The following is a 14,043-nucleotide window of genomic DNA, read 5'->3' as shown; positions in this document are numbered from 1 at the left end:
GTGAAGCTTGGGCTTACCGATCGTCCTCCGCGGCGACGGTCGGGGCGGCCTCCAGGCGGCCCGTCTCGTCGTGGATGGTGATCGCGATGTTGCGCAGCTTCTCCGCGTGTTCCCGGCTGTGGTGGGCGCAGAAGAGCAGCTCCCCACCGCTGGTCAGGGTGACACGGACGTAGGCCTGCGCGCCGCAGCGGTCACAACGGTCCGCAGCCGACAGGGTCGAACTCGGGGCGAGTGCTGTAGTCACTTGAGGCCTCATCTCATCTAGTTCCGTACTCACCAGATAGCAACATCCTGACATGCGGATCGCTTCCCGGTAGGGCCAGCGTGTCCATATGTGAGACGAACCACCTGTTCCCTTATGACGCATCTTGACGACGAATCGTTTCGGATGCGGGTGAATTCTTGTTTCCGACGAGTGTCGGGCGTGTCTTCTCTCACTGTGTGCCATGACATCGTCACAGCGTGCTGAAGTTCGGAGTGTCGTGCGCCACTCGAGATCGAGTCCAGATCGATACCTGCCGAAACACCTATTTCTTCAGTTGTGCGTGCTTCCGCAGTACCCCCGCGGCGATTCCGCGAACCTGTGTTCAGCGGTACAGGTCATGGGGCCTCCCGGCCTGGACTGAGGAGCGGAGGGAGCGAAGCGACTGGAGCGACGAGGGAAGGCCGGGAGCCAAGGCCCCATGACCCGCCGCGCGGTAGCGCGGCATTCAACACGGTCATGGGGCCTCCCGGCCTGGACTGAGGAGCGGGGGGAGCGAAGCGACTGGAGTGACGAGGGAAGGCCGGGAGCCGAGGCCCCGTGACCTAGCCGGCGCCGGAGGCCCGGCCAAAGGCACTGCCCCGCCTGCCAGGTTTTGGGGGTACGGCGGCATAGGGTGTGAACATGCGTTCGGACCGGGCCGGTTGCCGGACGTAGCGCAGGGAGATTGTGAACCAGTGAAGGAGCCCAGTGGCCGCCCCGACGCCTCGCAGTACCGAGCTCGACCCGACGTACAACGCCCGCCATCTACTCGTCCTCGAAGGACTCGAGGCGGTCCGCAAGCGACCGGGGATGTACATCGGGTCCACCGACAGCCGCGGCCTGATGCACTGCCTGTGGGAGATCATCGACAACGCGGTCGATGAGGCCCTCGCCGGGCACGGTGACCGGATCGACGTCGTCCTGCACAAGGACGGCTCGGTCGAGGTGCGGGACCGTGCCCGCGGCATCCCGGTCGACATCGAGCCGAAGACCAAGCTGAGCGGTGTCGAGGTGGTGTTCACCAAGCTGCACGCCGGCGGCAAGTTCGGCGGCGGCTCGTACAACGCGTCCGGCGGTCTGCACGGTGTCGGCGCCTCGGTGGTGAACGCGCTGTCCGCGCGACTGGACGTCGAGGTCGACCGCGGCGGGGTGGTCTGGACCACTTCGTTCCGGCGCGGCGTCGCCGGTGAGTTCGACGGCGAGGGCGCGAACGCGACCTTCACCCCGGCGAAGGGCCTGCGCAAGGCCGGCCGGGCGAAGAAGGGCGTGACCGGCACCCGGATCCGGTACTGGGCGGACCGGCAGATCTTCACCCGGGACGCGGCGTTCAACTACGACGAGCTGGTCACCCGGGCACGGCAGACGTCGTTCCTGGTGCCGGGCCTCGAGCTGGTGATCCGGGACGAGCGCGGCGACGAGGTCACCGAGGAGTCGTTCAAGCACGACGGCGGGATCAGCGAGTTCTGCGAGTTCCTGGCCACCGACCAGAAGGTGACCGAGGTCATCCGGCTGGCCGGCACCGGCAACTTCACCGAGACCGTGCCGATGCTGGACGACGCCGGGCACATGACGCCGACCGACGTCGACCGCGAGCTGGAGGTCGACATCGCGGTCCGCTGGGGCGACGGGTACGAGACCGAGGTCCGCTCGTTCGTGAACATCGTGGCCACGCCGAAGGGCGGCACCCACGTGGCCGGCTTCGAGCGCGCACTGTCGAAGAGCTTCGCCAACGCGCTGGACGGCACCCGGCTGCTGAAGAGCGGCGAGGAGATCATCAAGGACGACGTCCTGGAAGGTCTGACCGCTGTGGTGACGGTCCGGCTGGCCGAGCCGCAGTTCGACGGCCAGACCAAGGAGGTGCTCGGCACGCCGGCCGCCTCGCGCATCGTCGCGAAGGTCGTGCAGGGCGAGCTGGAGGCGTTCCTCACCTCGAACAAACGCGAGCACAAGGCGCAGGCCCGCGCCGTGCTGGAGAAGGTCGTAGCCGCCTCCCGGACCCGGGTGGCCGCGCGTCAGCACCGCGAGCTGCAGCGGCGCAAGACCGCACTGGAGTCGTCGGCCTTGCCGGCCAAGCTGGCCGACTGCCGCAGCAACGACGTGGACCGCTCCGAGCTGTTCATCGTCGAGGGTGATTCGGCCCTCGGTACGGCGAAGCTCGCCCGGAGCTCGGAGTTCCAGGCGCTGCTGCCGATCCGGGGCAAGATCCTGAACGTGCAGAAGGCCTCGGTCGGCGACATGCTGAAGAACGCCGAGTGCGCCTCGATCATCCAGGTGGTCGGCGCCGGGTCGGGCCGCAGTTTCGACCTCGAGCAGGTCCGCTACGGCAAGATCATCTTCATGGCCGACGCCGACTCCGACGGCGCGCACATCCGTTGCCTGCTGGCGACGCTGTTCTTCCGGTACATGCGGCCGCTGGTCGACGCCGGTCGGGTCTACACCGCCGTACCGCCGCTGCACCGGTTCGAGCTGACGAACCCGAAGAAGGGCCAGGAGAAGTACCTCTACACCTACAGCGACGCCGAGTACCAGCGGAAGACGGCCGAGCTGATGAAGAAGGGCGTCCGCTGGAAGGAGCCGCCGCAGCGCTACAAGGGCCTCGGCGAGATGGACGCCGACCAGCTGGCGGAGACCACCATGGATCCCCGGCACCGCACCCTGCGCCGCATCACCGTCGACGACGGCGAAGCCGCCGCCCAAGTCTTCGACCTCCTGATGGGCAACGACGTAGCCCCCCGCAAAGAGTTCCTGGTCCAAGGCGCCTACGAACTGGACGAAAACCGCATCGACGTTTGATGTCCTCGACGTCGCGATGATCAGACCGCGGAAGAGCCGGTGGTGGGATTCACCTGACCGCCGGCACTTCTCGGGTTACTTCTGCTTGATGTCCCATTCGGCGTAATAGCCGTCAGGGTTGTCCTAGACAAGCTTCGTGATCCTGTCGCTGTCATTGGGTATCTCGGCGAACATCCACCCAGTCACGCACTGACCGTTCTTGTACGTCTGGCCGTTGGGGTACGTCGGCTTGAGGAAGTCGTACCCCCTGGCCTCGATGAGGTTGCCCTTGGCATCCTCACTCCCCAGTTGGAGAACCCGAGCTCCAGACTGCTTTGGAGATTTTGCCGGTGTAAGCATCTCCGATGTGCATGGCGTCGTCCGGCGGCTTCGGCGCAACTGAACTGCTCGTGGTCTCCTGAGCGCCAGGAGAGTCTTCTGTGCCCGCCGAACCCTCGCAGGCCGTCAGTGCCAGCAGGCCGGTAGCCAGGAAGACAAGTCTCCTCATTGCTTCCCCCTGAACCAATCACTCGCATGCGCTGTGCCGGGCACTCGGCAGGCTGGTTCCGCTTGAGGTCGGTTGCAGTACGACGTTTACTGCATCATGTTCCACAGGATGATGTTGTGGGCATGAGCTGCCTTCTCGACGCCGCGGAACTGCACCTCGTACGTGGATCCGCCAGCTTGAATCGCGATTGTGCTGGTCGAGGCGAACTTTCCGAACATCGATTTGTCGGACAGATAGGACACGGACTGCACCTTGCGGTAGGGAATGCTGGTGAGCGCTGTCTTCTTTCCCACGAACGAGTTGTCCTGGATGATGACTCGCCGGTCGGTCAACCCGATGAAGCCGGTCCCTACGCCGATGCCGTCGTAGACGGCGAGAACGCTTTCGTTGCTGAGCAGGCCTGCCGCAACCTTGTCGAGCTGCTCCTGCTTGTCGAATACGGGCTGGTGACTCATCTGATCCCCCTAAACTGCGTTGCGCACCCCTACGCAACGTGAGGAGCGTAGCGGACAGTGTCTCGGCATCCAGTCACGAATTGATCTCAGTTGGCTCCTGCCCTGCCTACGGCTGTGGGGGTGGATCGGCGATGATTCGGTCTATGACTTCTCGGCTGGCCTGTTTTGATCTCGACAACACGCTCATTGATCGGGATGGGGCGTTTGTGGAGTGGGCGCGGTGGTGGACGGACCGGACCGCGCTGGGGGAGGACGCGGTCGAGTGGTTGGTTGCTCATGACAACGGGGGGTTCACGCCGCGGGCGCAGTTGTTCGCGGGGCTTCGTGAGGCGTTCGGGGTAAGGGCGTCGGTGGAGGAGTTGGTGCACGCCTACGACCGGGAGCATCCGCCGTTCACCTCGGTCGAGCAGGCAGTGCTCGACGGGCTGGCTTCGTTGCGTACGGCGGGGTGGCGGGTCGCTGTGGTGACGAACGGCAACGTCGTACAGCAGACCGGGAAGCTCGAGCACACCGGGATCGCGGACGCGGTCGACTACTGCTGCATCTCGCAGGCAGCCGGCGTCCGCAAACCCGATGCCAGGATCTTCGCCATCGCGGCCGAACACGCCGGGGCGACGCTGGACGACGGGTGGATGGTCGGCGACCACCCGTCGTACGACGTCGCCGGCGGGATCAACGCCGGCCTGCGCACGATCCGGATCGGAGACCACCACCAGATCGACACACCCCGGGCCGACCACCACTTCGACTCGGTGCTGAAGGCCTTCCCGGTGATTCTGGCTAGCTGAGGGCCGCGCGCAGGCTGGCGTGGGCGCCCCGGACTATCGCTTCGCGGTTGGACTCGTAGGTCGGATCGGTGATCGCGGTCTTGTTGGCCGGGTCGAACGACAGCACCGGGACGTGCAGGTGACCGGCCGGCATCGATGGGTCGAACAGGTCGCGCTGCAAAGTGTTGCGGTAGGCAACCTCATTGGAGAGGTAGCCGCCGCCGGCTCCTTCGGATGCGATCGAACCAGGCGTCGGACCGAGCGGCTGGCGAACCGGCTGAGTCTGACCGGCCGGGATCTCGAGCACGCTGGTATTGACACGCATGCGGAACGGCGCGACGTCGGCCTGCGACATCCGGGCCAGCGGAAGACTCGACGTCAGCCACTCCGGACCCGGCGGCATGCTGGGGGAGACGACCGGTGCGCTGGTGGTCCCACCGCCCCACAGATTGTTGTTGTCACCGATCGAGCTGACCGAACGACGCCGGCCGTTGAACACCTCCAGGTCGAAGACACCGACCCGGCCTTGGCTCGCGGTCATGACCAGATCGGCCCGTTGTGGTCCGCTGCGGTAACGCGGGGCGAGGGCGTTCTCGACCATGTTCTCGTCGAAGTCGGTGTACCTGACCGGGAAGACGACGGTCTGGATCTCGTACGTCCTGCCGTTCACCACCCAGCGCTGACCGTCGAGAGTCAAGGCATTCGCGCCGGATGGGTTGCCGATCCGGATGTCCGCATCGAGCGTGAACGGGTCGAACCCGGTCACCAGGATCTTCCGCACGCCGGGGGCGAACCGGGTGCTCGTGATACCGCGGGAGGTGTACTCGAGTGACCGCATCAGGCCGGCGCGGTCCACCGTACTGAGGTCGAAGTCGGGCTGCCACTGCCTGAGGGCGAGCGCCATCGAGATGCGGGCCCAGTAGAGCCCGCGGTCGTCGGTGGCGGGCAGCGCGTCGGGTGCGGTCTGTTGGTGTTGGGCGCGGTGGGTCGCCGTACGCCAGAGGGCTTCACCCTGGGCACGGACGAGCACCGCGGCGGCGCGCGGATTCGGCGCGGAACACAGCAGGCGGGCAAACAGTGCGACCTGCCGGTCGAAGCCGGAGCGGCGCAGGATCTCGGCCGGCACCGACGGACCGCCCGCGATGCCGTTGTCGAGGCGTTGCTCCTCGACGGTGCCTTTGACGCCGGTGTCCAGGCAGCCGGTCGTGGGGGCCGCGTGGACCGAGGGAGCGCCGGTCAGGGCGGTTGTCAGGGCGATGGCACCGATGAGCAGGGAGCGTGAGAACGAGCTGGGGCGGAGTCTCATAAGGGCTGTCTATCAGATCCCAGTGCGTCCTCCGAGACATTCCGAACAACCCCGGGTATTGCAGACAGTATGCAAGGGGTTACCTTCAGAAGGCGGCGATCGCCCTCGCCGCCTGACCAAGGAGCATCAGTGAGCATCACATCTCGTCGGCGGTCAGCCGCGGCCGCGCCCGTCACCTCGCGGCGCCGGTTCCTGACGACCGCCCTGCAGACTACTCTCGCCGCCGGAGCCTGCGGCACCGCCCTCACCGCCTGCGCCACCGACGGTACGACGCCCACCTCGGGGGGATCGTCGACCGGCGGCCAGACGACCGGCGCCCAGACGATCGGCGCCCAGACGACCGGCGCCCAGACGATCGGCGCGCAGACGATGGGCGGCACCCATCCGCCGTCGCCGCCACCTGTTGCGGACGGCAACCAAGCACTGCAGCGGCTGCTGGCCGGCAACGCCCGCTTCGTCGCCGACCGGGACGAGAACCTCGACGAGGGAATCGCCCGCCGGGTTGCGGTGAGCAAGGGACAGGAGCCGTTCGCCACCGTGATCGGCTGTGTGGACTCCCGGGTGCCGATCGAGCTCGTCTTCGACCAGGGGCTCGGCGACCTGGTCGTCGTACGCAGTGCCGGCGAAGCGCTCGACCACTCGGTGATCGGGAGCCTGGAGTTCGGTGTCGCCGAATTGCACACGCCGCTCCTGATGGTCCTCGGTCACCAGCGTTGCGGCGCCCTCACCGCCACCATCAAGGCGCTCGACGCCGGTCAGCGCACTGCCGAAGCAGGCGAGCTGGGCTACCTCGTCGAGACCCTCGCTCCGGCGGTCCGCCAAGTCGCCGGGAAGCCTGGCGACCGCCTCACCAACGCCATCCACGCCAACGTCGACCTGACCCTGGCCAAGCTCCGCCAGTCCCCGGTCATCGGCCCACTCGAGAAGGCCGGCAAGCTCAAACTCGTCGGCGCGTACTACGAACTCGACACCGGCAAGGTGATCCTGCAGCAGTGACCCGAGCAGTCGGCCAGATCCAGGTCACGGCCTCGCCCGGTCCGCCGCCCTTGACCTCAACCGAGTTGAGGCAGGATGCCGACCGCGGCGGGGCCGCGACGCGGGATTGACTGCGACGATCACCGCCGCGGTTCGACACGTTGGCGATCTCGTGAGCGGTTGTTGTCGCGGCAGCCGGGTCAGCGACTCGTCCTAGTGCGAGTCCGAGGCGGTGCACCACCGGGGCAACTCCTGGCTGCGCCCGACCGGGTTGTGGCTCCGCAGAATATTAGGGACTTTAGTCCTATAGACAGAGAGTGACTTTGTAGGGCACTCTTTGGATTCACGGTTACTAAATGTAATCGTCACGGGGTGAGCGTTGATCTGCCAAGGGGTTTGGTCGCCATACGGGGCCTTGGCAGGGAGCAGTGGCGAAACCGGCACCCGCACGACCAAACGGGAGCCGCAATGTCCGACAAGTTGTTGCCGCCTGCGCGCCGTCGCAGGCATCGCGTCCTAACGGGCGCCACCATCATTCCGATCGCCGCCCTCATCGGCACCAGCCTTGTGCTCCCCGCGCAGGCATCCACCGTCACCAGCGCCACCTTCACCGGCGGCGCTGGTACCGTCACGTCCGGTGGCACCCTGTACGCAAAACAGAACGCCACGCCGACGCTGACGATTAACACCAGCAGCGACACGAAGTGTGTCGACGTCGCCGGCGCCTTGATCGCCCACCAGCAGTCGTCGACCGCGAAGTCGACCTGGACGTTCGCCACCACCGCGGGCGCCGGAGACGGAGCCCAGGCCGTGACCGCGACCGCCTCGCCGAGCTTCAACACCAATGACAAGTGCACCGGCTCGTCGGCATCGTTACAGGCGTCATACACCCTCGACAACACCGGCCCGGTCGTGACGGGAGCCTTGGCGCCTGCGCCCAACGCGGCAGGCTGGAACAAGAGCAACGTCGGCATTTCCTGGTCAGCATCTGATTCCGGTTCGGGCGTCGGGTCTGGCCCGACTCCGGCGGCCGACACGGTGAGCATCGACACTGGCGGCCTCACCAAGACGGCGACAGCGACCGACAGGCTGGGAAACACCGGCAGCGGCTCAGTGCTGGTCAAGCTCGACAAGACCAACCCAACGATCAGCAGCATCCGTACGCCAGGGCCCAACGTGGCGGGCTGGAACAACTCCGACGTCACGGTCACGCTCGCCTGCTCCGACCCGCTGTCAGGCATCAAGAGCTGCACTGGCGGCGGCACTGTCGTCGTTTCCACGCAGGGCGCGAACCAGTCGGTGAACGGATCCGCGGTGGACAACGCGGACAACGCGGCCAGCGGCGGAGTCACCGGCATCAACATCGACAAGACCGCACCCAGCCTGAGCGGTGCCCCGACGACGGCGGCCAACAGCTTCGGCTGGTACAACGGCGACGTCGCCATCGCGTGGACCGCGGCGGACTCGCTGTCCGGCCTGGCGAACGGCACGCCGGCGAACAGCACAATCACCGGTGAAGGCTCCGGCCTCAAGGACATCACTTCGGTGAGTGACAAGGCCGGCAACACCACCACAGCTGACAGCGCCGCGGTCAACATTGACCGGGCCGCGCCGACCACCGGCATCAGCGGTACGTCGAACAACTGGACCAACGGCGACGTCACAGTCAGCCTGTCGCCGAGCGACAACCTCTCCGGCGTCGGCTCGACGTCGTACGCCGTCGACGGCGGTGCGACGCAGACCGGCACCAGCTTCACGCTGTCGAGCGAGGGCGATCACACCGTCACCTTCTTCAGCACGGACAAGGCCGGCAACACCGAGGCGGCCCGTACCGCGCACGTCAAGATCGACAAGACCGCCCCGACGATCGGCCACTCGTTCACGCCGCTGAGCTACTCCGACGGCGCGTGGACCAATCAGAACGTGACGGTCACGTTCGACTGCGCCGACACCGGCTCCGGCGTCGCGACCTGCTCCGCGCCGGTCACCAAGTCGACCGAGGGCGCTGCCCAGCAGGTCACTGGCTCGGCCACGGACAACGCCGGCAACTCGGCCAGCAACACCGCGGCGGTCAGCATCGACAAGACCATGCCGACGATCACCGCCGCGCCAGACCGGGCCGCGAACGCGGCCGGCTGGTACAACGACGATGTCACCGTGAGCTTCACGGCGGGCGACTCCCTGTCCGGCGTAGCGAATGTCTCCCCTCCGAAGGTCCTCGGCGAGGGCACTGACCAGTCGGCCAGTGGCTCAGCGACCGATGCCGCCGGCAACGTAGCGACGGCCCAGGTGACTGGGATCAACGTCGACAAGACCGCGCCGGTCCTCAACGGCTCTTTCTCGACCGGTTGGCACACTGATGATGTTGTCGTCACCTGGTCCTGCACCGACGCCCGTTCGGGTGTCGCCGTCGCGCCGAAGGACGACGCAGTCACCGGTGAGGGCTCGAACCTTTCCTCGACCGCAACCTGCACCGACAAGGCCGGCAACACGGCGACGAAGACCGTGAGCGGCATCAAGATCGACCGCACCGCGCCGAGCACGACGGTCGCCGTACCTGCCCCGCTCGAGAGCGGTTGGTACGCCGACGCCGTCAAGGTCAAGCTGACCGGTCACGACACGCTGTCCGGCATCGGCGCCACCTACTACCGCGTCGACAACGGCGAGGTGAAGCTGTACGACGGTGAGTTCGACTTCGCCACCAAGGGCGAGCACACCATCAGCTACTGGAGCAAGGACGCTGCCGGCAACACCGAGAACGCGGCCGGCAACAGCATCACGCTGAAGATCGACGGCATCGCCCCGTCGACCGCGGTGATCAACCCGATCTCGCCTGCCAGCGGCTGGTTCGTCACCAGCGGCATCCCGGTCGCCTTCAAGGCCACCGACGCCGAGTCCGGCATCGGCGCGACGTACTACCAGATCGACGGCGGCGACCAGCAGACGTACGGCGAGCAGTTCACGGCGGACCTGTCGACTGGCAACCACACCATCACCTACTGGAGCGTCGACCTCGCCGGCAACGCCGAGGCAAAGAAGACGACCGAGGTAAAGGTCGACACCGTGCCGCCGGTCATCACCGGCAGCCGTACGCCCGCTGCGAACACGTATGGCTGGACCAACACCGACGTCAACGTGTCGTTCACCTGCACCGACGCCGGCTCGGGCCTCGCAGCAGTCGATTGTGGTCCGAACGCCAAGGTCAGCGACGAGGGTGCGGGCCAGAAGGTCGTCGGCACCACTCAGGACGTGGCCGGCAACACGAACTCGGCCACCGTCGACAACATCGACATCGACAAGACCGCACCCAGCCTGACCGGTGCGCCCACCACGCCGGCCAACGGCGCCGGCTGGTACAAGAGCGACGTCAAGGTCCACTGGACCGGGACCGACACTCTTGCCGGCATCGACCCGCTGACCCAGCCCGACGACAGCACGGTCGTTGGCGAAGGCAACAACCTCGGCGCCTCGGCGGAAATCTCCGACAAGGCTGGCAACAAGGGGACCGGATCGGTCTCCGAGGTCAAGATCGACCGCACCGCTCCAGTCGTGACCGGGGCTCCGACCACCAACCCGAACGGGGATGGCTGGTACCGCGGCCAGGTCGTGGTCGACTTCAAGTGCGCCGACAACCTGTCCGGTGTGGCGGTCTGCCCGACCAGCAAGTCGATCAGCACTGACGGCGCGAACCAGAGCGTCACCAGCGACCCGGCCACCGACGTGGCAGGCAACGACAGCGCCGGCAAGACCGTCGGCGGAATCAACATCGACAGCAAGGCGCCCAGCACCGTCGCCAACAACAAGTGCACCGCGGTCAACGACTGGTGCACCGGCGCGACCGCTGACGTCGTACTCACCGCGACCGACCAAGCCGGTCTGTCGGGTGTCAAGGAGGTCCACTACAAGGTGGACGGCGGCGACGAGCAGGTGGCCGCAGGCGCCACCAAGACCGTCACCGTCCCGCTCGACGGCAGTGGCAAGGCCGCCGTCACCTACTGGTCGGTCGACAAGGCCGGCAACGTCGAGGCGCAGAACTCCGTCGCACTGAAGTGGGACAACATCGCCCCGACGGTGACCCACACGGTTGCCCCGACACCGAACGCCGACGGCTGGAACAAGAGCGACACCACGGTGACGTTCAACGCCACGGACGACGACAAGGGATCCGGCGTGGCAACTGTGACCAAGCCGGTCACCGTCGACACCGAGACCGCCGGCCAGGACGTCGACGGCTCGGCGACCGACACTGCCGGCAACGTCGGCACCGACAAGGTGACCGTCAAGCTGGACAAGACCGCTCCGAGCATCACTGGAGCGATCGTCAGCGGCACCACGGGCAACAACGGCTGGTACGTCGGACCGGTGAAGGTGCACTTCACCTGCAACGACAACCTGTCCGGGCTCGTGACCTGCACCGACGATGTGACGCTGACCGACAACGGCACCAACTCGGCCAGCGGTACGGCGACCGACAAGGCCGGCAACTCGGCCACGACGACCGTGAGCGGCATCAAGATCGACCAGACCCGGCCGACGACGAGTGCCGTTGTAGCCGAGCAGCCGGAGAGCGGTTGGTACGCCGAGGCCGTCCTGGTCACGTTGACGGGGCACGACCAGGTCTCTGGCGTCGCCGGCACCTACTACAGGGTCGACGACGGTGAGGCGCAGCTGTACGACCGCGCCTTCAACTTCGACACCGTGGGCACGCACACCATCACCTACTGGAGTGTGGATGTCGCCGGCAACGTCGAGAACGCAGGCAGCAACGGCATCACGCTGTCGGTGGACACGGTTGCCCCGGGCATCGAAGGCGCCCGTACGCCGGACGCGAACAAGCACGGCTGGAACAACACCAACGTCGATGTCACGTTCATCTGCCGCGACTCCGACTCCGACATCGCCGGCTGTAGCCCCAGGACCATCGTCAGCAATGAGGGCGCCGGTCAGAAGGTCGTGGGAGACGCTCAGGACGTTGCGGGGAACAAGAGCTCGGCGACGGTCGACAAGATCAACATCGACAAGACCGCGCCCGGCTTGACCGGTGTGGCCACCACCACCCCGAACGCGGGCGGCTGGTACAAGGGCGACGTCCAAATCAAGTGGAACGGCACGGACGGTCTGTCGAGCATCGACCCGGCGACCCAGCCGAACAACAGCACCATCACCGGCGAGGGCGACAACCTCGGCGCTACGGCGAGCATCTCCGACAAGGCCGGCAACGAGACGACCGCTTCGGTGAGTGGGGTCAAGATCGACCGCACCGCGCCGGTCGTCACCGGGGCTCCGACCACCAACCCGAACGAGGACGGCTGGTACCGCGACCAGGTCAAGGTGGACTTCAAGTGCACCGACAACCTGTCCGGGGTGGCGGCCTGCCCGACCAGCAAGGTGGTCGCGGGTAACGGCGCTAACCAGAGCGTCTCCAGCGACCCGGCCACCGACAACGCCGGCAACGACAGCGCCGGCACGACGGTTGGCGGTATCAACATCGACGGAAGTGCCCCGAGCACGACCGCGAACAACCAGTGCACCAAGCTCAACGGTTGGTGCACCGGCGACACCGCTGACGTCGTACTAACCGCGACCGACCAGGCCGCTCTGGCTGGGGTGAAGGAGATCCACTACAAGGTGGACGGCGGCGCCGAGCAGGTGGCCGCGGGTTCCACCAAGACGGTCACCGTCCCGCTCAACGGCAGCGGCGAGGGCACCGTGACCTACTGGTCGGTCGACAAGGCCGGCAACGTCGAAACGGCGAGCGCTGTGGCTCTGAAGTGGGACAACATCGCCCCCACGGTGACCCACACGCTCAGCCCGGCGGCGAACGCGAACGGCTGGAACAAGAGCAATACCACCGTGACGTTCACCGCGAAGGACGATGACGCCGGATCTGATGTGGCCAACGTGACCGAGCCGGTCACCGTCTCTACCGAGACCACGGGCCAGGTCGTCGAGGGTTCAGCGACCGACACCGCCGGCAACGTCGGCAAGGACTCGGTCACCGTCAAGCTCGACAAGACCGCTCCGAGCATCACTGGAGCGATCGTCAGCGGCGACATGGGCAGCAACGGCTGGTACGTCGGACCGGTGAAGGTCCACTTCACCTGCGCCGACGCGCTCTCCGGGATCGCCATCTGCCCCGACGACGTGACGCTGAACGACAACGGCACCAACTCGGCCAGCGGTACGGCGACCGACAACGCCGGCAACACCGCGACCGCGACGGTGTCGGGGATCAAGATCGACAGGGAACTGCCGACGATCACCAGCGTCAACGTGGCGAACGGGTTCTACACGCTGGGTGCCGTCCCGGCCGCCACCTGCACGGCGAGCGACAGCTTCTCCGGGTTGGCCGCATCCTGCACTGTCACGGTGACCGGTGGCACGCCGAACGGGGTAGGCACATTCACCTACACCGCCACGGCCGTCGACAACGCCGGTAACACGAACACGGCGACAGGCACCTACAAGGTGGTCTACCGGTTCGACGGGTTCCTGCAGCCGATCAACGACACCGCGCACCAGGTCGGCAGCTCGACCAGCGTGTTCAAGGCCGGCAGCACCGTTCCGGTGAAGCTCCAGCTCAAGAAGTCCAACGGGACTGTAGTGCAGACGAACGCCACACCGGTTTGGCTGACGCCCGTCAAGGGCAGCGCGATGAGCCTGCCGGTGGACGAGAGCCTGTACACGGCGTCGGCGGATAGTGGCAGCACCTACCGGTACGACTCATCCGCACAGCAGTACATCTACAACTGGAAGACGCCGAACACCGGAGGCAGCTACTACCGCATCGGTGTCACCCTCGATGACGGTCAGTCCTACTACGTCAACATCGGCCTGAGGAACTGACCATCTGAGCCGAGCAGCTCCCTGCACTCCCGTCGGGGAGTTGCTCGAGTGGCCGGCAGGACCCCGTGTCCTGCCGGCCACCGCCATGTCTGGCCGACGTTCGGTCGAGGTCACGGTGATCAGGATCTCCCAGCGCGACAGATCGAGCAGACTCATCTCCTTGTGAAGGA

7 protein-coding genes are annotated in these 14,043 nt (G+C 66.4%); 4 read left to right on the top strand and 3 right to left on the bottom strand.

Going from position 1 to position 14,043, the window contains the following annotated elements; translation table 11 throughout:
- Window positions 1–13 precede the first annotated feature (13 nt).
- Window positions 14–256 carry a hypothetical protein gene (locus AB0F43_RS25395; protein WP_360481567.1) on the bottom strand — a complete coding sequence of 81 codons (243 nt, stop codon included), beginning with the start codon at window positions 254–256 and terminating at the stop codon, window positions 14–16.
- A 696-nt stretch (window positions 257–952) separates the two neighbouring features.
- Here AB0F43_RS25395 and AB0F43_RS25390 point away from each other — a divergent pair.
- A complete protein-coding gene (locus tag AB0F43_RS25390) occupies window positions 953–3,037 on the top strand; it encodes a DNA topoisomerase IV subunit B (RefSeq protein WP_360481564.1) in 2,085 nt (694 codons plus the stop codon).
- 573 nt (window positions 3,038–3,610) lie between these two features.
- Here AB0F43_RS25390 and AB0F43_RS25385 read toward each other — a convergent pair.
- A complete protein-coding gene (locus AB0F43_RS25385) occupies window positions 3,611–3,979 on the bottom strand; it encodes a PH domain-containing protein (protein WP_360481562.1) in 369 nt (122 codons plus the stop codon).
- A gap of 143 nt (window positions 3,980–4,122) precedes the next feature.
- Between AB0F43_RS25385 and AB0F43_RS25380 the strand changes: the two genes are divergently transcribed.
- Entirely contained in the window at window positions 4,123–4,767 is a 645-nt protein-coding gene (locus AB0F43_RS25380) for an HAD family hydrolase (protein ID WP_360481559.1), read from the top strand.
- Here AB0F43_RS25380 and AB0F43_RS25375 read toward each other — a convergent pair.
- Window positions 4,760–6,052, bottom strand: coding sequence for a hypothetical protein (locus tag AB0F43_RS25375; RefSeq protein WP_360481556.1), 1,293 nt, complete (start codon window positions 6,050–6,052; stop codon window positions 4,760–4,762). The genes AB0F43_RS25380 and AB0F43_RS25375 overlap by 8 nt on opposite strands.
- Window positions 6,053–6,181: 129 nt before the next feature.
- Between AB0F43_RS25375 and AB0F43_RS25370 the strand changes: the two genes are divergently transcribed.
- Window positions 6,182–7,048: a carbonic anhydrase gene (locus tag AB0F43_RS25370; protein WP_360481553.1), complete on the top strand. Its 867-nt coding sequence runs from the start codon at window positions 6,182–6,184 to the stop codon at window positions 7,046–7,048.
- Between the two features lie 447 nt (window positions 7,049–7,495).
- A complete protein-coding gene (locus AB0F43_RS25365) occupies window positions 7,496–13,873 on the top strand; it encodes a PxKF domain-containing protein (RefSeq protein ID WP_360481550.1) in 6,378 nt (2,125 codons plus the stop codon).
- Window positions 13,874–14,043: the final 170 nt, after the last annotated feature.

This window comes from Kribbella sp. NPDC023972 (assembly GCF_040639075.1).
Classification (GTDB): Bacteria; Actinomycetota; Actinomycetes; order Propionibacteriales; family Kribbellaceae; genus Kribbella.
The sequence above is the reverse complement of the archived record's forward strand: the minus strand, read 5'-3'. Positions and strand labels throughout refer to the sequence as shown.